Annotated in this window: 16 protein-coding genes; 3 read left to right on the plus strand and 13 right to left on the minus strand. The window is 74.4% G+C overall.

What is annotated here, in order from left to right; translation table 11 throughout:
• Nucleotides 1–2: 2 nt before the first annotated feature.
• Nucleotides 3–761, plus strand: coding sequence for a class I SAM-dependent methyltransferase (locus ACFV7Q_RS10520; RefSeq protein WP_385426358.1), 759 nt, complete (start codon nt 3–5; stop codon nt 759–761).
• A gap of 19 nt (nt 762–780) precedes the next feature.
• Here the strand turns inward: ACFV7Q_RS10520 and ACFV7Q_RS10525 are convergent, their stop codons facing one another.
• The 7 genes from ACFV7Q_RS10525 to ACFV7Q_RS10555 form a co-directional block, all read right to left on the minus strand.
• Complete coding sequence (locus ACFV7Q_RS10525) at nt 781–2130, minus strand: rhodanese-like domain-containing protein (RefSeq protein WP_385426360.1); 1350 nt, start codon at nt 2128–2130, stop codon at nt 781–783.
• Nucleotides 2131–2146: 16 nt separating this feature from the next.
• On the minus strand, nt 2147–3274 hold the full coding sequence (locus tag ACFV7Q_RS10530) for a molybdopterin-dependent oxidoreductase (protein ID WP_385426363.1): 1128 nt from the start codon (nt 3272–3274) through the stop codon (nt 2147–2149).
• Nucleotides 3275–3662: 388 nt separating this feature from the next.
• On the minus strand, nt 3663–4967 hold the full coding sequence (locus ACFV7Q_RS10535) for a lysine N(6)-hydroxylase/L-ornithine N(5)-oxygenase family protein (protein ID WP_385426365.1): 1305 nt from the start codon (nt 4965–4967) through the stop codon (nt 3663–3665).
• The gene (locus tag ACFV7Q_RS10540; RefSeq protein WP_385426368.1) at nt 4964–5569 is read right to left on the minus strand and encodes a GNAT family N-acetyltransferase; all 606 of its coding nucleotides are present in this window, start codon (nt 5567–5569) and stop codon (nt 4964–4966) included. Before ACFV7Q_RS10540 ends, ACFV7Q_RS10535 begins: the two co-directional genes overlap by 4 nt.
• The gene (locus ACFV7Q_RS10545; RefSeq protein ID WP_385426370.1) at nt 5566–7356 is read right to left on the minus strand and encodes an IucA/IucC family protein; all 1791 of its coding nucleotides are present in this window, start codon (nt 7354–7356) and stop codon (nt 5566–5568) included. The genes ACFV7Q_RS10540 and ACFV7Q_RS10545 overlap by 4 nt, the downstream gene beginning before the upstream one ends.
• Nucleotides 7353–8891 (minus strand): pyridoxal phosphate-dependent decarboxylase family protein, encoded by a 1539-nt coding sequence (locus ACFV7Q_RS10550; RefSeq protein WP_385426372.1) that lies wholly within the window; start codon nt 8889–8891, stop codon nt 7353–7355. The genes ACFV7Q_RS10545 and ACFV7Q_RS10550 overlap by 4 nt, the downstream gene beginning before the upstream one ends.
• 11 nt (nt 8892–8902) lie before the next feature.
• On the minus strand, nt 8903–10711 hold the full coding sequence (locus tag ACFV7Q_RS10555) for an IucA/IucC family protein (RefSeq protein ID WP_385426375.1): 1809 nt from the start codon (nt 10709–10711) through the stop codon (nt 8903–8905).
• Nucleotides 10712–10980: 269 nt separating this feature from the next.
• On the opposite strand from ACFV7Q_RS10555, the gene ACFV7Q_RS10560 reads away from it, so the two are divergent.
• Nucleotides 10981–12465: an MFS transporter gene (locus ACFV7Q_RS10560; RefSeq protein WP_385426514.1), complete on the plus strand. Its 1485-nt coding sequence runs from the start codon at nt 10981–10983 to the stop codon at nt 12463–12465.
• A 12-nt stretch (nt 12466–12477) separates the two neighbouring features.
• Here ACFV7Q_RS10560 and ACFV7Q_RS10565 read toward each other — a convergent pair whose 3' ends face one another.
• From ACFV7Q_RS10565 to ACFV7Q_RS10580, 4 genes are all read right to left on the minus strand, one after another.
• Complete coding sequence (locus tag ACFV7Q_RS10565; protein WP_385426378.1) at nt 12478–14577, minus strand: iron ABC transporter permease; 2100 nt, start codon at nt 14575–14577, stop codon at nt 12478–12480.
• A complete protein-coding gene (locus tag ACFV7Q_RS10570; protein WP_385426381.1) occupies nt 14577–15560 on the minus strand; it encodes an ABC transporter substrate-binding protein in 984 nt (327 codons plus the stop codon). Before ACFV7Q_RS10570 ends, ACFV7Q_RS10565 begins: the two co-directional genes overlap by 1 nt.
• Nucleotides 15561–15699: 139 nt before the next feature.
• Nucleotides 15700–16590, minus strand: coding sequence for an ABC transporter ATP-binding protein (locus ACFV7Q_RS10575; protein ID WP_385426383.1), 891 nt, complete (start codon nt 16588–16590; stop codon nt 15700–15702).
• 202 nt (nt 16591–16792) lie between these two features.
• Nucleotides 16793–18067, minus strand: a complete 1275-nt coding sequence (locus ACFV7Q_RS10580) for an APC family permease (RefSeq protein WP_385426386.1) — start codon at nt 18065–18067, stop codon at nt 16793–16795.
• Between the two features lie 267 nt (nt 18068–18334).
• Between ACFV7Q_RS10580 and ACFV7Q_RS10585 the strand changes: the two genes are divergently transcribed.
• Nucleotides 18335–18754 carry a molybdopterin-binding protein gene (locus ACFV7Q_RS10585; RefSeq protein WP_385426388.1) on the plus strand — a complete coding sequence of 140 codons (420 nt, stop codon included), beginning with the start codon at nt 18335–18337 and terminating at the stop codon, nt 18752–18754.
• Nucleotides 18755–18935: 181 nt separating this feature from the next.
• Here ACFV7Q_RS10585 and ACFV7Q_RS10590 read toward each other — a convergent pair whose 3' ends face one another.
• Both ACFV7Q_RS10590 and ACFV7Q_RS10595 read right to left on the minus strand, forming a co-directional pair.
• A complete protein-coding gene (locus ACFV7Q_RS10590; protein ID WP_385426392.1) occupies nt 18936–19121 on the minus strand; it encodes a DUF397 domain-containing protein in 186 nt (61 codons plus the stop codon).
• Nucleotides 19118–19978 carry a helix-turn-helix domain-containing protein gene (locus tag ACFV7Q_RS10595; RefSeq protein ID WP_385426395.1) on the minus strand — a complete coding sequence of 287 codons (861 nt, stop codon included), beginning with the start codon at nt 19976–19978 and terminating at the stop codon, nt 19118–19120. The genes ACFV7Q_RS10590 and ACFV7Q_RS10595 overlap by 4 nt, the downstream gene beginning before the upstream one ends.
• Nucleotides 19979–19986 lie beyond the last annotated feature (8 nt).

Here is a 19986-nt window from a genome sequence, read left to right on the forward strand (position 1 = left end):
CTATGGGTATGAGCGCAGTGACGGCCGCGCGCTGGGTGGAGCGCTGGGAGTGCCAGCAGCAGCGGTACGCGGTGGACCGCGAGGAGCGGTTCACGGTCATCGCCGACGTGGTCGAGCACGTCACGCACACCACGTCCGGCCGCCGCCTCCTCCTCGACCTGGGCAGCGGCCCGGGCACGCTCGCCGCGCGCCTGGCCGACCGGCTGCCCGGGTCCGAGGTGCTGGCCGTCGACGCGGACCCGCTGCTGCTGGAGCTGGGCCGGGCGCACTTCGGGGACCGGCTGCGGTACGTACGGGCCCTGATCGGCGCGCCCGGCTGGCTCGACGCGCTCACCCTCGACCGGCCGGTGGACGCGGCCGTCTCCGCCACGGCCCTGCACTACCTGGACCGGGCCACCCTGGCCGGCGTCTACCGGGACCTGGCCGAACGGCTGCGCCCGGGCGGGGTGTTCGTCAACGGCGACCACATCGCACCGGACTCGGCGCCCCTGCGCGCCCTGGCGCACGACATCGGCCGCCGCCACAGCGAGCGCAGCCTGGCCTTCACCCACGAGGACTGGGCGTCCTGGTGGTCGGGGGCGGCCGCCGACCCGGAGCTGGCGCCGCTGCTGTCCACCCAGGACGCCGGCGGCCACCCGCCCTGCGCCGCCGACGACCTGCCGGTGTCGGTCCACGCCGCGCTGCTGCGCCGGGCCGGCTTCCGCCATGTGGGCACGGTCTGGCAGTACGGCAGCAGCCGGGTCCTGGCCGCCGTGCGCTGACCCCGCAGAGCGCGGGCGGTCAGGCCTGCCGCATCAGGTCCCCGGCTCCGCCCCTGGTCACGGCCGTGACGGGGATGCCGGCCCGGTCGAGGAGGCTGGCTGCGATGGTGGCCCGGCGGCCGCTGCCGCACACCGTCCAGAACTCCCGGTCCCGGGGCAGTGCACCGAGCCGCCGGGGCAGTTCGGCGAGCGGCACGACGAGGGCGCCGGGGATGCCGCCGTCGGGGTGCTCGGGCCGGACGTCCAGGATGCGCCGCTCGGCGAGGTGCCCGGCGAGTTCGGCGGCGTCGGCCGTCCGGAAGGAGCGCAGGGGGCGGCCGGCGGCGGCCCAGGCGTCGACGCCTCCCACGAGGTGCCCGGCGATGTCGTCGTACCCGATCCGCAGGAGCTGGCGCACCGCCTCGCGGCCCGCCTCCTCGGCCGGTTCGGGCAGGACGAGGACCAGGCGGGTGCCGAACGGCACGACCTCGGCGACCAGGCTCGCGAACCGGTCGTCGAGCTCCTCGCAGATCGAGCCGGGCAGGTGGGCCGCGGCGAAGGCGGCGCGGTCACGGCCGTCGACGATCTGCGCGCCGCCCCCGGCGAGCCCCTCGACCGCGGCGGGGGTGAGCGGCCGCAGCGGGGGCGGGCCGCCGAGGACGGGCGGGCCGGACCGGTTCACCGGGGCCATGTGGTGGTAGTAGGCCGGGTACGGCGGCAGGCCCGTCATCCGCCCGCTGACGAACTCCTCCTCCGCGGTGGTGAGGGCCGGGTTGGTGCGCCGCTCGGCGCCCACGGTGGTGGTCCGCTCCTCGGCTGCCGGGCCGGCCGAGCAGGAGCTGCCGGCACCGTGGGTGGGCAGGACGCGGGTGGTGTCGGGGAGGAGGGCGAGCCGCCGCAGCGAGTGGTACTGGGCGCGGGCCAGCTCCTCGGTGTGGTCGGGGCCGGAGAGGTCGGTGCGGCCGGCGGTGCCGACGAGGAGGCTGCCGCCGGTGAACACGGCTGCCGGTTCCGGGCGGGGGCCGTCGAAGACGAGGTAGGAGGTGTGCTCGACGGTGTGCCCCGGCGTCTCCAGCGCCCGTACGGTCACGTCGCCGATCGTGATCTCGTCTCCCTCGGCCAGGCCGAGGTGGTCGAAGGCGTACGGCGCCCGGGCGGGGCCCGCCACGGTGGCCCCGGTCGCGGCGCGGACCTCCAGGGCCCCGGAGACGTAGTCGTTGTGGACGTGCGTCTCCAGCGCGTACCTGATCCGCACGCCGCGGTCGGCGCAGGACTCCATCAGCTCCCAGCTGTCGCGCTGCGGGTCGACGAGCGCGGCCTCGTCCCCGCTCACGAGGAGGTAGCTCGTGTCGCCGAGCGAGGCGGTGGTCATGATCTCGATCTCGTTCATCGGGTCACCGGGTCCTTCAGACGACGACCAGGTCCACGCGGGCCACGGGGTTGCAGCCGTAGCCGCGGGCGTTCCAGGGTGCCCCGTCCGGCTGGGTGTCGCCGCGGGCGTCGGTCGCGCGGGACAGCAGCCGGTAGGGGCCGGGCCGAACCGGCGTCCACCGGTACGACCAGGCGGTCCAGGCGTAGGGGCCGGCCGGGGCCTCCAGACGGGCGTGGTGCCAGCCCGCGCCGGGGCCGTCGGCCCCGGCCCCGGCCCCGTCTTCCCCGGCCCCGCCGTCCCCGGCGTACTCCGCCCGCACCACCACCCGGCGCACGGGCACGCCTCCGCCCGACCAGGCCCACCCCCGCACCAGGACCTCGTGGCCGCGGCGCAGGTCCGCGTCCGGTTCGGGGCTGGTGATCAGCGATTTGACCCGGACGGTCGTGACGGGCCCCTCGGGGGTGCCGCGGGAGTCGGTGTACACGTATTCCTCGGCCTGGAACACGCCGGTGAACGGCTCGGTCACGGCGCGGGCACCGACCAGCCACTTCACGTCGGCGACCGCGTACCTGCCGGGGACCACCAGGCGGGCCGGCGCCCCGTGCTCGGGGGTGAGCGGCTCGCCGTTCATGTGGGTGGCCACCAGGGTGGCGGGGTGGAGGGCGACGTCGAGGGGGAGGCTGCGCTCGAAGGCGGCGGGGCGGCCGTGCACGGTGCCGGAGTCGGCGCCGGTGAAGACGACCTCGACGGTGCGCGGGTCGAAGCGGGCCCGGGCGGCCAGGACCGCGAAGGGCACCCCTCTCACGCGTGGACAGCCGACCGCCCGCTGGTCCCACGGGAGGCCGGGCGGGCGGGGGGTCATCAGGGCGCGGCCGTTGCCCGCACACTCCATGAGGACGTCGAGCTCCTGGTGCTCCAGGGCGAGCAGTTCCGCGTATCCGAGGGTGAAGGGCGCGGCCGCGGCGCCGCCCAGGTGCAGCTGCCAGGTGTCGGGCGCGGTCCCGGGGATGCCGAAGTGGTCGCGGACGAACAGGGCGGCGACGGGCGTCACCGGTTCGGCCAGTGCGGCTTCGGGCGTCTGGGCGTTGTAAGGGTCTGACGTCACCGTCTCGGGCGCCCAGCCCGTGGCACCGGGCCCGAGCGGAACGGGCCATGCCGTCATCGCGGAACCTCCGTCGGCCCGCTGACCTGACACGACGCGGGTCCCCTTCAGTCTACGTCCGGGACCATCAGCGGAAAATTCCGGCAAAACCCTTGACTTGGTCTGATAGAGGAGGAAAGTAGTCCTTACACCGGAATACCAGAAAGAGCCACACCGCCTCCCGAAGACGTTCGGGAGCCCGCGTGACACTTGTCCAGGCTCTGGCTAGGCCCCCGGCAGAGACTGCCGACCGGAGGAACCACCGGCGACGACCGATGATCCTCGGGATCGGCAAGCTACCGGGGGCTGCTGTATGCCCGCGTACGCCCGGCCCGCCCGCCCGCCGGGCCCTCTTCGACGGCGACCCGGGGCCGGGCGGAGGTGCCCGGGCCCGGTACCGCGCGGCGCGTCAGGGGTTCTGCGGCGGGGCGGTGAAGGTGGTGAAGGCGCTGCGCTTCGGGAGGCGGAAGGCCTCGCGGCCGGTGACGGCGTTGAGGATCGTGGCGTTGCGTACCGCCCCGATGTCCAGGTTGGGCGCGGAGACCCCGTGACTGTGCACCTCGGCGTTGGCGACGAAGATGCGTCCCGCGATGCCTTCGGCGAGCTCGACGGAGTGGTCGAGGCGGACCCGGTAGCGTCCGCGGCCGTCCCGCAGCAGCAGGTGTTCGACGGGGTCGAGGAACCTGGGCGGGCGGTTGCGGTAGCCGGTCGCGGCCACGACCAGGTCGGTGGTGTGCTCGAACACCGCCCCCGTGTCGCGGTGCCTGCAGGTCAGCACCGCCCGGCCCGCCGCGTCGACGGCGGCGGCCTCCACGGTGATGCCGAAGCGCAGTTCGACGTCGGCGAGGCCGTGCTCCAGCTGGCGCCGGTACAGCAGTTCGTGGATCTCGTCGAGGGTGTCGGTGGAAATGCCCTTGTAGAACTGCCACTGCTCGCCGGCCAGTCGGTCCCGTACGTGCTCCGGCAGGGAGTGGAAGTACTGCATGTACGCCGGCGTGGTCATCTCCAGGACCATCTTGGTGTAGTCCAGGGGCGCGAAGGAGGGGGTCCGGGTCAGCCAGGCCGCCGCGGGGCCGCCCTCCACGTTGCGGCCGAGCAGGTCGACCATGACCTCGGCGCCCGACTGGCCCGAGCCGACCACGGTGACCTTGCCGGCGTCCTGCACGTCGGCCGCCCGGTACAGGTACTCCGAGGTGTGCAGCAGCCGCTCCGGCGGCAGTGCGGCCAGCGCCCCGGGCACGTGGGGCGCGGTGCCGATGCCGAGGACGAGGTTGCGGGCGGCCAGGCGCAGCCGGGTGCCGTCGCCGCGCACCACGTTCACGGCGAAGTGCTCGGGCCCGGGCATCCAGCGGACCTCTTCGACGCGGTGGGAGAAGCGGACGGAGGGCAGGCGGGCGGCGGCCCAGCGCAGGTAGTCCTCGTACTCCCGGCGGGAGGGGAAGAAGTTCTCCCGCACGGTGAAGGTGTACAGCCGGTCCATGTCGTGGAGGTAGTGCAGGAACGACAGCGGGTGGCCGGGCGCGACGAGGGTGACGAGGTCGGCGAGGAAGTTCACCTGCATCGAGGCGTCCGCGAACATCATCCCGCGGTGCCAGGTGAATTCGGGCTGTTCCTCCAGGACCAGCAGGTCGAGGTCGTCCACGGACCGGGCGAGGGCGGCGAGGCCCAGGTTGAAGGGGCCGCAGCCGATGGCGATCACATCGTGTCCGGTCATCGGGGCAGGTCCTCCTCGCGGCGGGGGTGACAGAGCAGGACGGCCGTCTTCTCGGGCAGGGTGATCTCCCGGATGCGGCGGTATCCGGCGGCGTCGAACGCGCGGAGGGAGGCCGTGTTGGCCACGTCCGGCTCGGCGACCACCCGCGTGCAGGCGGGGTCGGCGGCGAGCAGCCCCTCGGCCAGCGCCCGCAGCAGGGTCCGGCCCAGGCCCCGGCCGGTGCGGCCCTCCTCACCGATGGCGATGTGCACGCCGAGGTCGCGGGGGTGGTACGCGTAGTGTTCGGTCAGCCGGTCCCGCAGCACGCGGTACACCTCGACGTAGGCGACCGGCTCACCGTCCATCCCTACGAGGACCGGCCGCACGGCGACGCCCGAGAGGTGTCCGGCGATCTCCTCGTGCCAGCGTTCGCGCGGCCACGCCTGGTGCCAGAAGGCGTCTACGTGCGGGGACCGCATCCAGCCGTGGACCAGGTCGAGGTCGGCACCGTCGGCCCGGGCGGTCCGGGCCGACCAGGGTCCGGGCAGCAGCGGCAGCGGGGGTCCGGGGACGGCGGCGCCCGGCCGGTCCGTCTCCGGCGGCAGGTGGTGGGCGGACGTCATACGGCGGCCTCCTGCAGCGGGTTGGGAGCGTCCAGGTAGACGGACTGGGCGTCGAGCGGGGCGAGGACCTCGTCGATGCCGTGCAGCCGGGTGAGGAGGTTGGCCTTGCCGGGCAGAGTGGCGGCCGTCAGCCAGCGGCGCGCCAGTCGGTCCCCGTGCGGGCCAGCGGCGGCGAGGGCGGGGAGGGCGGCCCGCAGGCGGCCGGCGAGCACGGCCAGGAGGTCGCGTTCGGCGGCGAGTCCGTCGACGGCGAGGCATCCGATGACCGACAGTGCCTGGTTGCGCAGCAGGTAGTAGGAGAGGCGGTCGTCGACGAGGGCGTCGTCGACGACGGCGAGGGTGGAGGAGTCGGCGCCGGTCCGCTTGAGGAGGTCCGGCAGGTGGGAGGCGGCCAGGTAGTAGCCCTGGTTGTCACGGAAGGCGCCGCCGGCCACCCGGCCCTGTGCGTCCAGCCGGACCAGGGTGTTCTGCTGGTGCGCCTCCAGGCCGATGCCGGTGGCCGCGTACAGGTGGAGCATCGGTACGAGGACCCGGTCGGTGTAGTCGGCCGTCCACTGCTCGGCGGCGCCGGGGCCCTGCGCGGACACCAGCTCGCCGAGCGCGCTGCGGCCGAGGCCGGGGCGGGGGGCGACCAGGCCGACGAGGCAGCGCAGGTCGGCGATGCCGTGCGGGACTTCCCGTACGGCGACGTCGAGGCCGGTGACCTCCGGGCCCTCCGGTCGGCCGGGTTCGTCGACGGCGATCCATGCGGGGTCGCGGGTGATGGTGAATCCGGGGTGGGCGAGGAAGGTGCTGTCGGCGTGGCCGGCGTCGAGCAGCCGGTTGATCTCCAGGCCCCGGCGCAGTTCCGTACGGGTGGACTCGCGGCGGGAGTTGGTCAGCCGCAGGCCGAGGGAGAGCTTCAGCATCACCTCGGCGCCGGGCCGGTACACGGTGCGCAGGCTGGACGTCGGCCACCAGGCGGGGCCGAGCTCGCCGAGCGGTTCCAGCGCGCCGGAGGCGGCGAGGGCGGCGATGCGGGGGCGGTGCAGCAGGTCGCGGGCCTGCCAGGGGTGGGCGGGGATCAGTATCCGGCCGTCGGCGAGGGGCTGCCCGGCGAGGTCGGCGAGGAGGGCGACGGTGTCCCGGCCGGCCAGGGACGGCGCCCCTGCGACGGCGTCGTGCGAGACGACCGAGGGGTCGGCCGCGAACCAGTGCAGGCGGAAGGAGCCGCGCAGCTCGGGTGAGAAGGCGGCCGTGTCGTGGTCGGAGATGCCGTCGCGGCTCTTGGGGGCGGGGTGGTTCAGGTGGCCGAGGAGGAGGGCCTGTTCGGATGCGAGGAAGCCGTCCGTGCCGGGCGGCGGCGCGGGACGGGCCCGGCGGTCGGTGAGGAAGGCGGTGACGCGGCGTACGGATTCGGCGGTGCGCTCGACCAGGTCGGCGGCCTCGCCCGCGGGGACCCCGCCGGGGCGGGCGCCGCCCCGCACGGCGGCCTCCGCGGCGAGCAGGGCGACGGCGGTCACCGGGTCGGCGGGGTCACCGAGGAGGCCGCCGGGGCCTTCGAGGCGTACGGGGGCGAAGCGGTGCCAGCCGGTGGGCGAGCGGTGGGTGACCTCGGTGACGAGGGCCAGTCCTGCGGTGGGCAGTTCGACCCGCAGCGGGCCGGGGGCGACGGGTGTGGCGGTCTCCAGGAGCCAGCAGCGCAGCAGGGCCTCGGTGTGGGCGTGCTCGGCGGCGGTCCGGGGGTCGGGGGCGTGCAAGGGGTCGGCCGGAGTGGTGGGGGTTGCAGCCGCGGCGGTGGTCGTCATGCGGCGGTCTCCTCCATGAGTCGTTCGCAGGTGCGTCCGGCGTCGAGGACGGTGTCCACGAGGTCGTCGATGTCGTCGGCGGTGGCGGCGGGGTTGAGCAGGGTGAACTTCAGGCACACCCCGTGCGGGGCGCCCGGCGCACCGATCGGGGCCTCGGTGCGGCCGATGAGGGCGCTGCCGGACTGGAGCAGGCTGCGGCGGACGGCGCCGTTGAGGGCGTCGGCGACCCCCGGGTCCGCACCGCCGCGGTAGCGGAACACCACGGTGGTCAGCTCGGCCGGGGCGACCAGCTCCAGTTCGGGCTCGGCGAGGATGCGCCGTTCGGCGTGGCGGGCCAGGTCGTGGCAGGCGTCGACCATGCGGCCCATGCCGGTGCGCCCGTACGTCAGGAGCGTGGCGGCGGCCTTGACCGCGTCGGGGCGGCGGGTGGTCTGGAGGCTGCGTCCGAGCAGCCCGTCGTAGCCGGCCTCGGTGTCGTCGGCCGGGTTGAGGTAGGCGACCTCGCGGTCGAAGGCGGTGAAGGCTCTGCTGTCCGAGACCAGGAGGGCGCTGGCGGCGGCGGGCTGCCAGCCGAGCTTGTGCAGGTCGAGGGTGACGGAGTCGGCCAGTTCCAGTCCGGCCAGGCGGTCGGCGAGCCGGTCGGAGAACAGGGCGCCGAAGCCGTACGCGGCGTCGACGTGGGTCCACGTCCCGTGGTCGGCCGCGATCTCGGCGATCTGGGCGAGCGGGTCGACGGAGCCGAAGTCGGTGGTCCCGGCGGTGGCGACGACGGCGACCGGGGTCTGGTCGGGGCGGAGGGCCGCCATCGCGGCGGCCAGGGCTTCCGGCCGCATGCGGCGGTGCCCGTCGACGGGCACGGTGTGCACGGCCGTTTCGCCGAGACCCAAGGTGGCGCAGGCGCGGTGGGTGGAGAAGTGTGCGTACTCGGAGCAGAAGACCACCGGTGCGGGGAGCGCCGCCACTCCTTGTTCGCGGACGTCGATGCCGCGGCGGAGCGCGGCTGCGTCGCGGGCGAGGAGCAGTCCCATCAGGTTGGAGAGGGAGCCGCCGGGGGTGAGGACGCCGTCCGCGCGGTCGCCGAGTCCTGCCAGGCCGGTGAGGGCTGCGAGGAGCCAGCGTTCGACGGCGATGGCCGACGGTCCGGAGTCGTAGGTGTCCAGGGAGGCGTTGCTCGCGCTCGCGAGGGTGTCCGCGGCGATCGCCACGGCGAGCGGTGGGGGCTGGAGGTGGGCGGCGGCCCGGGGGTGGGCCAGGTCGAGGCCTTGTTCCACCAGGACCGACGTCAGCCGCTGGAGGGCGGCCTTGGCGCCGAGTCCCTCGTCGGGAAGGCGGGGTGGTCCGAGTGCCCCGGCGGCCGCGGCGAGGACGTCGGCGGGGGTGCCGGCGGGGACGGGTCCGGCCGGGCGGCTGGCGGCCCCCAGGGTGTCGATGATCTCGCCGAGCAGGGCGTGGACCTCGCCGAGGCCGTCGAGGCCGAGGGCGGGCGACGGCGGCGGGGAGGGGGGCCGGGGTGGTACTGCGGTCAGCGGTATCACGCTCGGCCTCCTCAGTCGGCAGCGAGTGGGCTGGGGTGGGTGCCGTTCGGGTACAGCGCGTGGCGCAGGGCCCGGTCGCCGTAGCGGGTGACGACGATCCGGTCGCGGTTGAGGCCGTACCGGGGGATCTCGGGGGTGAGCAGGTCGTACTCGGCGAACCGGTCGGACAGTTCGGGGAAGCGTTTGTGGAAGTCGAGGATGGTGTGCCGGACCAGCCGCCAGAAGGTCCGCTCCGGTACGCCGAGCTGGTCGGCGCAGAGCGGTGCGAGGTAGCGGAAGTGGCCCACGAAGACCTGGTCGACCACGTGCTGGCGGATGATGGACGGGTGCTTGCGCGGGAGGACGTGGTCGTGGCCGTCGGGCTCCGGGCCGCGTTCGGGCACGTCCGTGAAGGACACGCACACGTCGTCGACGAAGTCCTTCAGGTACAGGCGGGTCGGCACGTCGTTGTCGTCGTAGCCGATCAGGGTGTTCTGGCCGTGCGGGTTGAAGGTGATCCCGTAGCGGTAGAGGACGTGGAGGATCGGCACGAGCAGGGTGTCGAACAGTCGGCGCAGCCATTCCTGCGGTTCGAGGCCCGAGGCGTGCACGAGTTCGGCGGCGAAGGCGCGGCCGGTGTGGTCGGTGTGCAGCAGCGAGGCGAAGGTGCGGACCCGTTCGTCCGGGTCCTTGCGCGCCGACACCGGTTCGCGCCAGATGCAGCCGAGGGTCTCCAGGTACTGGTAGGGCGCCCCGTCGAGACCGGACAGGTAGGGGTGGTGGACGGTCACCGAGGCGACCTCGCCGAGGAAGACGGTCCGGCGTTCCTCCGTCAGGAAGGGGTCGCGCTCCACCAGTCCGCGCAGCCACTGCGTGACGACGGGTGCGCCGGCCGTGCAGTGTGGCGGGATGCCGCGCCAGACCAGGGTGTTGAGGATCTTCAGGGGGAGTTTGACGTCGTACCGCTCGGGGGTGGTGACGTTGGCCATCGTCCGGATCGACTGGCCGGGGAGGTAGGCGTCGGGGCTCTCGCCGAGCGGGATGATGCGGCGCTGCGCGACGTCCGCGGCGTGCAGGACCTGGACGGCGTGGTCCCATTGCCAGGGGTGCACGGGCAGCCACACGTAGGCGTCGGGGTCGGCTCCGGCCCGCTCCAGGACGGCGGTGAACCGTCCTTGCGTCTCCTCGTCCAGCTCCCGTGCGAGGACCTCGCGTTCGGACAGTTCGGAGGTGCCGCGGAATTCGGCGAGGCCCCGGTGGACGGCCACCCAGTGGAGCTTGAGCGGCTGCGCGGACTCGGGTGCGTAGCGGCGCACGTCGGTGGCGGAGAAGCCGATCCGGCCCTTGTTGGCGACGAGCAGGTTGTGGCCGGTCATACGGCATTCCAGCTCGGTGTGGCCGAGGGCGCGCAGCTCGGCCGCGGTCTCGCCGCCGTGGGTGAGGCGGGCGGCGTCGACGGCGAGGGTGGCCGAGAGTTCGGTGAGGTAGGTGGCGATCGTCGACGGGTCGCTGTCGATCGTCGTGGCGGCTTCGACGAGGAACTGCTGTGCGTCCCAGGCGGGTTGTGCGATGGAATTGCCGAGCATGCCGGTGGCCGTGCGGGTGATGGAGTCCGGGTCGACGCGCAGCCAGCCGTAGGCGCCGGGTTCGGCGTGGAAGGCGTAGGTCGTGCCGCTCGCGAGGTCGACGCGGTAGCCGTCGCCGGTTTCGACCGCCTTGAGCATGTCCTCGAAGCACCATTCGCCGAGGGCTTTGGCGAGGAGTCGGCGGTTGGCTTCCCGCCAGGCCGCTGGGGATACGTCCGGCAGGTCCGGCACGGGATGGTCGGGGGGCAGGGGCATCTGGCAGCTCCTGTATCCGTCTCGTGGCGCCCGGAGGCGATCCGTCCAGGCGAAGTCAGATTAGGGAAGCCTTACCTAAGTCGCAATCGCAACTTTCGGCCATGCTGGAGTGGGCGCGGTTCGTGACATTCCCTCAGGAATGAACTTAGGTTAGGCTTACCAATCCGCATGCCCGTTCCAGGGCCCAGGCGCTCGGGGTGAATCAAGTGGCACCTTCCCGCAGTGGCTCTCCGCGATGGACGTTCGCTCTGGTCAGCGCCGGCGGCGTGATGATGACGCTGGACGTCACGGTGGTGAACGTCGCGCTCGCCGACATCGCAGGATCCCTGGACGTCGGCCTCGCCCGCGTCCAGTGGACCGTCTCCGCCTACTCCCTCGCCTTCGGAGCGCTGCTGCTCACCGCGGGCGCGCTCTCCGACCGCATCGGACGCAAGACCGTGTTCGTGGCCGGAATGGGCCTGTTCACGCTCGCATCGGCCGCGTGCGGGCTCGCGCCGGACGCCGACACGCTCATCGCGGCGCGCGCCGCCCAGGGGCTGGGCGGCTCCCTGGTGTTCGCACCGAGCCTCGCCCTGCTCGCAGCCGCCTACGAGGGCCCCCGCCGGCAGGCCGCCATCGCCGCGTTCGCCGCCATCGCCTCGGCGGCCGGCGCCCTCGGACCGGTGGTCGGCGGCCTGTTCGTGAGCGGGCTCGGATGGCGCTGGATCTTCCTGGTGAACGTCCCCATCGGGGTGCTGGCCGTAGCCGGGGCCCTGGCCCGGATGCCCGGCACGCCGGCGTCGCCCGATGAGGGGGCGGCCCGGCGCCGTATCGACCTCCCGGGTGCGGTGCTCGCCGTGGCCGCCCTGCTCGCCCTGCACTATCCGCTCACGGTGGGGCCGGAGGCGGGCTGGACCTCGCCGCGCGTCCTGCTGCCGGCGGCCGCCGGGATCGTCCTCACCGCGGCCCTGGTGGCCGGCCAGCGCCGCGGGGACGGCCTGATCGACCTGGCCCTGCTGCGCATCCGCGCGCTCTCCGGCGCCGCCGCGCTCGGCTTCCTCGCCCGGATGTCCAGTCTGGGCGTGCTGGCCTTCACCACCCTGTGGCTGCAGAGCGTGCACGCGTACTCCCCCCTGGAGGTCGGGCTGCACCTGCTGCCGCTGACGGGCAGTCTGCTGCTGGCCGGCCTGTTCGTGGCCCGGCTCCAGCGGACGTTCACCCCGCACGCCCTCGTCGCGGGCGGCTTCGGGCTCCAGGGGCTGGGACTGCTGGCGCTGGCCGCCGCCGCGTCCGGCGCCGCCGGGGCGGGCGGCCCGGACTGGACGGCCACCACGGCCGGGCTGGTGCTGCTCGGCGCCGGAGGGGCCGTCATCTTCCCGCCGCTGATGGGCGTCGCCGTCGGCGCCGTACCCGAGGAGCGGACCGGGCTGGCCTCCGGGCTGACCAACGCCTGCTACCCGCTCGGCACCGCGACCGGCGTCGCGGTCTTCGGCGCCCTGTTCGCCGCCCGCCTCGGCTCCGGGCTCGGCGGTGCCGCCGACGCACCGGTGCGGGACGCCGTCGGCACCGGCCGCCTCGAACTCCTCGACCCCGCGCTCAGGCCGCTCGCCCGGTCCGCCTTCTCCGGCGCCTACACGGCCGTCTGCCTGGCCTCCGCCGCCGTCTGCCTGCTCGGGGTCCTCGCCGCCCGTACGCTCCGGGACGGCCCGGCCGGGACCGCCCGCGGCCCGGCCGGGCCCGCCGCCCGAGCCGCCCGTACGACCCGGACCTCCTGAGGCCCGTACGACTCAGACCTCCTGGGTCCGGCGCAGCAGCCACACCAGGTACGGGGCGCCCACCAGCGCGGTCACCACGCCCACCGGGATCTCGGTCGGCGCGAGCAGCCAGCGCCCCAGCGCGTCCGAGCAGACCACCAGCAGCGCGCCCAGCACCGCCGCCACGGGCACCATCCGCGCCGTGTGGCCGCCGACCAGACGGCGCGCCAGGTGCGGGGCGACCAGCCCGACGAAGCCGACCGCGCCGACGGCGGCGGCCGTGCCCGCGGCCAGCACCGCGCCCGCACCGAGGACGAGCAGCCGTGCGCGGCCCAGTTCGAGGCCCAGGGCGCGCGGCAGCTCCTCCCCCAGGGCGAGCAGGTCCACCGGGCGGGCCACGACCACGAGCAGCACCGCGACCAGCGCGGGCAGGGCCAGCCAGCCCAGCGCCGACAGGTCACGGCCGTACGTGCTGCCGGCGAGCCAGCCGAGGGCGGCCGAGATGTTCATCTGGGCGCCGACGACCAGGATGTTGACGAGGGCCATCGCGGTGGCGGCGGCTCCGAGGCCCACCAACACCACCCGCGTCGGGTCCAGTCCGGGGCGGCCCCCGCCCGTACTGCCCCGGGCCACGAGGACGACGACGACCAGCATCAGCAGGCCGCCGACGGCCGCGGCGGCCGGCAGCGCGACGGCGGGCGCGGACGGGACGGCCAGGATGACGGTGACCGCGCCCAGGGAGGCTCCCGCGGTGACGCCGACGAGTCCGGGTTCGGCCAGCGGGTTGCGTACGACGGCCTGCACCGCCGCACCCGCCACGGCCAGGCAGGCGCCGGCCACGGCGGCCACCAGGACGCGCGGCAGCCGGTAGCCGACCACCGCCTCGGTGATCTGGTCCGCGGACCCGGAGAGCAGCGCGCCGAGCTGGCTCCAGCCGATCTCCACGTCGCCCAGGCGCAGCGACACCGCCACGGCCGCGGCCAACGCGACCAGCCCCACGCCGAGCACCGCGGCGAAGCCGGGGGCGCGCCGCCGGTCGGAGACCGCGACGGCAGCCCCGGTGTCCGCGTCTCCGGTGCTGATCCGGCGCGCCAGGGCCATGAAGACCGGGCCGCCGAGCAGCGCCGTGACCACCCCGACCGGGATCTCGGCGGGCTGGGTGGCGGACGGGGGTGCGATCAGCTGGGCGGCCGCGTCCGCGGCGAGGACCAGGGCCGCGGCGAGCAGGGCCGCGGTCGGGATGAGTTCGGCGTGTTTGCGCATGCCCAACTGCCGTACTGCGACGGGGGCGATGAGCCCGACGAAGCCGATCGGCCCGGCCAGCGAGACGGCCGCGGCGGAGAGCAGCACGGCGACGAGGAAGGCCGCGGGCCGGATCCGCTCCACGCGGACGCCCATGGCCTGGGCCGTCTCGTCGCCGAGGGCGAGCAGGTCCAGGGGGCGGGCGAGGAGCGGGGCGGCGAGCGCGCCGGCGACGACCAGGACGCCGAGCGTGAGCGGCCGTTCCAGCCCGGACTGCATCAGGGTCCCGTTGCCCCAGAAGAACAGCCCCCGCGTCGCCTGCACGTCGAGCATCTGCAGGAACTCCGCCGCCGCGGTGCCGGCGAGCGCGACGGTCGCCCCGGCGAGGAGCACCCGCCCGGGAGTCATCACCCCGCCGCTGGTGAGCAGGTGGACGACGGCGACGGCGAGGAGCCCCCCGAGGAACGCGGCGCCCCCGGCGGGCAGTGGGCCGAGGCTCACGCCGGTGAACGCCACCAGTACGACGGCGAAGTAGGCGCCGGCGTTGACGCCGAGGGTGTCGGGCGCCGCCAGCGGGTTGCGGGTCGCGCCCTGGACGAGCACGCCGGACACGCCCAGTGCCACGCCGACGACCAGCCCGGTCAGGGTGCGCGGCAGCCGGCTGCCGAGCAGGATGTCGGCGGTCCGGGGGTCGCCGTGGCCCAGGAGCAGGTCCGTGATGTCGGCGAGCCCCACACCGGACGCGCCCTGCCCGAGGTGGACCAGGGCGACCAGGCACAGGACCAGCGCCAGGGCGCCGCCCGTGAGCAGGGCCCGCGGGCGGCCCCCGGCGGGGCGGCGCCCCGCCGCCGGCCGGGCGCCGGCGGGGGCCGTCAGGGTGTCCGGGGCCATCAGACCTTCAGGGCCTTGCCGGTCTCGTCGATGATGTGCAGCGCCGAGAGCGGGCCGCCGAAGAGCCAGGTGCCGGGGTCGAGCGGAACGGCCTTGTCGTTCTTGACGAAGTCGAACCCCTTCCACACGGGGTTGGCGGCGAAGGCCCCGGTGAACGGGTTGTCCTTGTCGGCGGCGACGTAGAGGAAGGTGGCGTCGCCCTCCACCTTGGTCAGGCCCTCGACGCCGACGGTGGTCATGCCCCAGGCGTCGGGCTCGCCCTTCCAACCGTTCTTCAGGCCGGCGAGGTTCAGCACCTGCGGGGCGATGGCGTCGTCGGTGAGCATGCGGACGGTGGCCGTGCCGTTGGCGGTGAAGCCCTGCCCGACGGCGTACTTCAGGCCGCCCTTGCCGGCCTTGTCGAGGCGGGCCTTGAGGTCGGCGGCCCGGGCGTCGATCTGCCCGGTGACCTCGGCGGCCTTGTCCTGCTTGCCGACGGCCTTGGCCAGCTCGGCGAAGTTCTTCTTCATCGTCTGCAACTGCGGCTTGGTGGTGTACGTGAACGACACCACGGGGGCGATCTCCTGGAGCTGCTTCAGGTTCGCCTTGGAGCGGTCGTTGTCGATCACGATGAGGTCCGGCTGGAGCGCCCGGATCTTCTCCAGGCTCGGCTCGTTGCGGGTGCCGACGTCGGTGACGTCCTGGGGCAGGGCGGCGCCCTTCGCGGTGATCCAGGTGCCGTAGCCCTTGTTGTCGGCGTTCCCGACCGGGGTGACCCCGAGGGCGACCAGTTCCTCGGTGTACGTCCATTCCAACGCCACCACCTTGGTGGCGGGCTTGGCCAGGGTGACCTTGCCCTGGGCGGTGTCGAGGACGATGGCGCCGGCGGGCGCGTCCCCGCTCTTCTTGGGGTCCGCGGTCTCGCCGACCGTCCCGGACCCGCAGGCGACCGCGGTCAGCATCAGCGCCAGGGCGGCACCCGCCGTCGTCAAGGCGCGCGACATCCTCTGCATGGCAGATCTCTCCTAGGTGGGCGTCCCCCGTCAACCGCGCGGGTCGACGGGCGGGGGGAGGTGGGGAAGGGCACGAGGGGTGGGGGACGGTGTGCTGCAGCCGGACGGCGCCGCGCGCGGGCGGCAGCGGTCAGACGGCGGGCGGCACCGTCCCGGCGGGGGGCACGGCTCCGGACTGCGGCTCGACTTCCGCGGGCGGCTCGGCCTCGGCGGGCGGCTCGGGCTCGGCGGGCGGCCGCTGCGGGAAACAGGCGAGGTACCCGGTGGCCGGATCACGGACGACGCTCACGCGCAGACCGAAGGCCCGGTCGATGACCTCGGGGGTCAGCACGTCGGCGGGATCGCCCGCGGCCGTGATCCCGCCGCCGGCGACGACCACGACCTCGTCGGCGTAGGCCGCGGCCTGCATCAGGTCGTGCAGCACCACGCCGCAGGCGATGGCGTGCTCGCGCGCCAGCCGGCGTACCACGTCGAGCACTTCGAACTGGTGGCGCATGTCCAGGTAGGTGGTGGGCTCGTCCAACAGCAGGACGTCGGCGCGCTGCGCGAGCACCATGGCCAGCCAGGCGCGCTGGCGTTCGCCGCCCGAGAGTTCGTCGAGCCGCCGGTCGACGAGGGGGGCGGCGTCGGTGACGCCGAGGGCCCAGTCGATGGCTTCGGTGTCCTCGCCGGTGTGCCGGGAGAGGGCGCCGCGATGGGCGTAGCGGCCGTGGCGGACGAGTTCGCGTACGGTCACCCCGGCGGGGGCCTGCGAGGTCTGCGGGAGGAAGGCCAGACGCTGGGACAGGGTCCGGCGGCCGAAGGAGCGCAGCGGCGCGTCGTCGATGCGCACCTCTCCGCCGATGGGGGGCAGCAGTCCGGCCACCGTGCGCAGCAGGGTGGACTTCCCACAGCCGTTGGGGCCGACGAGCACCGTGATCGCACCGGAGCGGAGCTTGAGGTCCACCTGCCCCAGTACCGGGCGGCCCGCATGCCCGACGTCGAGTCTTTGCGCCACCAGCCGGACGTCGCCTAACGCCACCGCGTCCCTCCCCCGTCTCAGGTCCTCGACCGCCACCATACAACTTAGGTAAGGCAGACCTAAGATCCATTCCCACGACCGGGGGAGCTGTGACCATGTCGAGATCCCGTGCACCACCACACACCCCCGGCACACACTCACCACCCCTTGCGGGAAGCGGAGTTGGCCGGTAATGGCGCACGGCCCGGGTGCGTTCCGGGGACTACGGTCGGCGGCGTGCCGCGGCCTTCCGGATCCCGTAGGCGGCGGCTCCGGCGGCGAGCACCGCGGTCCCTTGGACCACCGAGGAGGCCGGCAGGGCGAAGGCCAGGACCAGGCAGCCGGTCAGTCCGAGGACGGGGACGATGCGGGGCGGGCGGCCCTCGCCCGGGGCGAGGGTCCATGCCGAGGCGTTGGCGACGGCGTAGTACGCGAGCACCCCGAAGGAGGAGAAGCCGATGGCGCCGCGCAGGTCGGCCGTCGCCGCGAGGACCGCGACGACACCGCCGACGAGGAGCTCGGCCCGGTGGGGGACCCCGAACCTCGGGTGGACGGCGGCCAGGGCGTGCGGCAGGTGCCGGTCCCGGGCCATGGCCAGGGTGGTGCGGGAGACGCCCAGGATCAGCGCCAGCAGCGACCCGAGTGCGGCCACCGCCGCCCCGGCCCGGACGACCGGCACCAGCCACTCGGCGCCCGCCGCGCGGGCCGCGTCCGACAGCGGGGCGCTGGAGTCCGCCAGCCCCTGCGGGCCGAGCACCGCCAGGACCGCGAGCGCGACCAGCACGTACACGGCGAGGGTGATGCCCAGCGCGATCGGGACGGCCCGCGGGATCGTACGCGCCGGGTCGCGGACCTCCTCCCCGAGGGTGGCGATGCGCGCGTACCCGGCGAACGCGAAGAACAGCAGTCCCGCGGCCTGGAGCACGCCGCCGGGGCCAGTGCCGGAACCGATGGCGAGCCGGGCCGCGTCCGCCGCCGGCGAGGTGGAGGCGGCGACCACGACGGCGGCGAGCACCGCCAAGACGACGGCCACGACGACCCGGGTCAGCAGCGCCGACTTCTGCACCCCGGCATAGTTGACCGCGGTCAGCGCCACGACGGCCGCGACGGCCACCGCGTGCGCCTGGCCGGGCCACACGTACGAGCCGACGGTCAGGGCCATCGCCGCGCAGGAGGCGGTCTTGCCGACGACGAAGGCCCACCCGGCGAGGTACCCCCAGAACGGGCCGAGCCGCTCGCGGCCGTAGACGTAGGTGCCGCCGGAGGCCGGGTAGCGGGCCGCGAGGCGGGCGGAGGAGGTGGCGTTGCAGAACGCGACCACGGCCGCCAGGGCCAGGCCGATCAGCAGCCCGGAGCCCGCCGCGCGGGCGGCGGGGGCGAGGGCGGCGAAGATCCCCGCGCCGATCATCGACCCCAGGCCGATGACCACCGCGTCGGTGACCCCCAGCCGCCGCCGCAGCTCGTCCGGTCCCCCGGCCGCGGCCGCCGGCTCCGCCATGCCCTGCTCCTTTCGCCACGGGACCCCGTCCGGGCCCCGACCGCGGCAGACGATAGCGGGCGGACATGAACGGGCGGGCGGGCAGGGTACGGGGCGGGGCGGGCGGATCCCTCGGGGGCGGCGGCCGGCTCCCGGGCCGGGCGGGTGATTCCGGCCGGGCCGTTCCGGGCGGCCGGACCGGGGCCCGCGGAATGCCGACTACGGTCGATCTTGAGCGGTCCTGCCGGACCGGCGCAGCACCGAGCACACCACGAGGACGGGCAACTCATGAGCCTGAGCATCCGCAACCGGATCCCCGGCACCGTCACCGCCGTCACCGCGGACGAGGCCATGGCCACGGTGAAGGTCCGACTGGCCGGGGGCCAGCACATCACCGCCGCCGTCACCGCCGGAGCCGTCAAGGACCTCGGCATCGCCCCGGGCACCCCGGTGAAAGCGCTGGTCAAGGCCACCGAGGTGGCCCTGGCCACCGATCATGTGGACGGCATCTCCATCCGCAACCAGCTCCCGGGGACCGTCGCGGCCGTCGCCGTCGGCGGCGCCATGGCCTCCGTCCAGGTGGACGTGCCGGGCGGCGGGCTGACCGCCGTGATCACCAACGAGGCGGCGGAGGCACTCGGCCTGGCCGCCGGCTCCCCCGTCGTCGCACTGATCAAGTCGACGGAGATCCTGCTCTCCGCCACCTGACCCGCTGCTCCCGGGCGCAGCGCCCCGAACCGCACGTCGGTCACGGCGCTGGCGCAACGCACCCCGCACCGGTCGGACGGCACCACCGGCTGCGGTCCCGCCGCGTCGAGGTCGCCCCGTGGCCGCACAGCGGGTGCGGGGCAGTGTCGACGGCCCGCGCGGGACGGTTGGCCCCGTCCGATCAGTGATCGACCGCGTACTGCACGAACCGGGCCCAGCCTTCGCGGCCGACCGCGAAAGCCGGGCGGGTGAGGTCCTTCGAGTCCCGCACGTGGACGGCCTCCGCAGCGACGGCCACCTCCACGCAGCTGTCGCCCTGGGTGCCGCTGTAGCTGGACTTGAACCACATGAGTTCCGACGCGCTCATAGCTCTCCTCGCAGTTGCTCCAACAAGCCCCGCGATTCTTTGGGGTTCAGGGCCTGCGAGCGCAGTGTGTCATAGCGCTGGTGAAGGAGGCTCACCTCCTGAGGGCCACTGATCAGCCGCCCGTTCTGCTGTCCCTCGGAGTACGCAAGGCGCTTGCCCTCGGGGGTTTCCAGCAGTTGCAATGGCCCGTCCAAGCACGAATGCGACTCCGCCCCCAGAGGCGCTACCTGAAGCGTCACATTCCGCGGCGCACTCTGCTCCAGCACGTGATCGAGCAAGGTCCGCGTGACTTCGGGCCCGCCGAGCCTCCGCCGGAACACCGCCTCCTCCACGATGAAGCTGAACGGGACGTGCGGCCGCTCACGCAGCATCTTCTGCCGGTCCAGCCGAGCGGCGACCTGAGCCTCCACCTGCGCGTCCGTCAGCAGCGGGATGCTGTTGTCGAACACGGCACGGACGTAGGGCTCCGGCTGCAACAGCCCCGGCACCAGCCGGCACTCGTACGTGCACAGGCTCACCGCCGTCTTCTCCAGCCGCGCCCACCGCCGGAACCACGCCGCCAGCCCCGGTTCGCCCCGGGTCAGATGCCTGGCCGCCTTCCTGAGCGCGCCCGTGTTGCCCAGGGCCTCCTCCGCCCGTTCCACGAACGCCTCGTCCGGCATCCGCCGGCCCAGTTCCACCGACTCCACCGTGTGCTTGGAGAACCGGACCCGCGTGCCGAACTCCACCCGGCTGAGCCCGGCGTGCTCCCTCAGGGCCTGGACCACCGCGCCGAACGTCCTCAGACTGTCCGACGGGTCCGGCTCCCGCTCCCAGTCCCCGCACGTCCTGTCCGCTCCACCCTCGACCACCGTCATGCGCGGTC

It is taken from the genome of Streptomyces sp. NPDC059851 (assembly GCF_042732005.1).
Taxonomy (GTDB): domain Bacteria; phylum Actinomycetota; class Actinomycetes; order Streptomycetales; family Streptomycetaceae; genus Streptomyces.

Excerpts from the sequence above, each read along its gene's own strand:
- ACFV7Q_RS10520 (WP_385426358.1), top strand. The coding sequence starts at position 3 with ATGGGTATGAGCGCAGTGACGGCCGCGCGCTGGGTGGAGCGCTGGGAG.
- ACFV7Q_RS10525 (WP_385426360.1), bottom strand. The coding sequence starts at position 2,130 with ATGAACGAGATCGAGATCATGACCACCGCCTCGCTCGGCGACACGAGC.
- ACFV7Q_RS10530 (WP_385426363.1), bottom strand. The coding sequence starts at position 3,274 with ATGACGGCATGGCCCGTTCCGCTCGGGCCCGGTGCCACGGGCTGGGCG.
- ACFV7Q_RS10535 (WP_385426365.1), bottom strand. The coding sequence starts at position 4,967 with ATGACCGGACACGATGTGATCGCCATCGGCTGCGGCCCCTTCAACCTG.
- ACFV7Q_RS10540 (WP_385426368.1), bottom strand. The coding sequence starts at position 5,569 with ATGACGTCCGCCCACCACCTGCCGCCGGAGACGGACCGGCCGGGCGCC.
- ACFV7Q_RS10545 (WP_385426370.1), bottom strand. The coding sequence starts at position 7,356 with ATGACGACCACCGCCGCGGCTGCAACCCCCACCACTCCGGCCGACCCC.
- ACFV7Q_RS10555 (WP_385426375.1), bottom strand. The coding sequence starts at position 10,711 with ATGCCCCTGCCCCCCGACCATCCCGTGCCGGACCTGCCGGACGTATCC.
- ACFV7Q_RS10560 (WP_385426514.1), top strand. The coding sequence starts at position 10,981 with ATGATGACGCTGGACGTCACGGTGGTGAACGTCGCGCTCGCCGACATC.
- ACFV7Q_RS10565 (WP_385426378.1), bottom strand. The coding sequence starts at position 14,577 with ATGGCCCCGGACACCCTGACGGCCCCCGCCGGCGCCCGGCCGGCGGCG.
- ACFV7Q_RS10570 (WP_385426381.1), bottom strand. The coding sequence starts at position 15,560 with ATGTCGCGCGCCTTGACGACGGCGGGTGCCGCCCTGGCGCTGATGCTG.
- ACFV7Q_RS10580 (WP_385426386.1), bottom strand. The coding sequence starts at position 18,067 with ATGGCGGAGCCGGCGGCCGCGGCCGGGGGACCGGACGAGCTGCGGCGG.
- ACFV7Q_RS10585 (WP_385426388.1), top strand. The coding sequence starts at position 18,335 with ATGAGCCTGAGCATCCGCAACCGGATCCCCGGCACCGTCACCGCCGTC.
- ACFV7Q_RS10590 (WP_385426392.1), bottom strand. The coding sequence starts at position 19,121 with ATGAGCGCGTCGGAACTCATGTGGTTCAAGTCCAGCTACAGCGGCACC.
- ACFV7Q_RS10595 (WP_385426395.1), bottom strand. The coding sequence starts at position 19,978 with ATGACGGTGGTCGAGGGTGGAGCGGACAGGACGTGCGGGGACTGGGAG.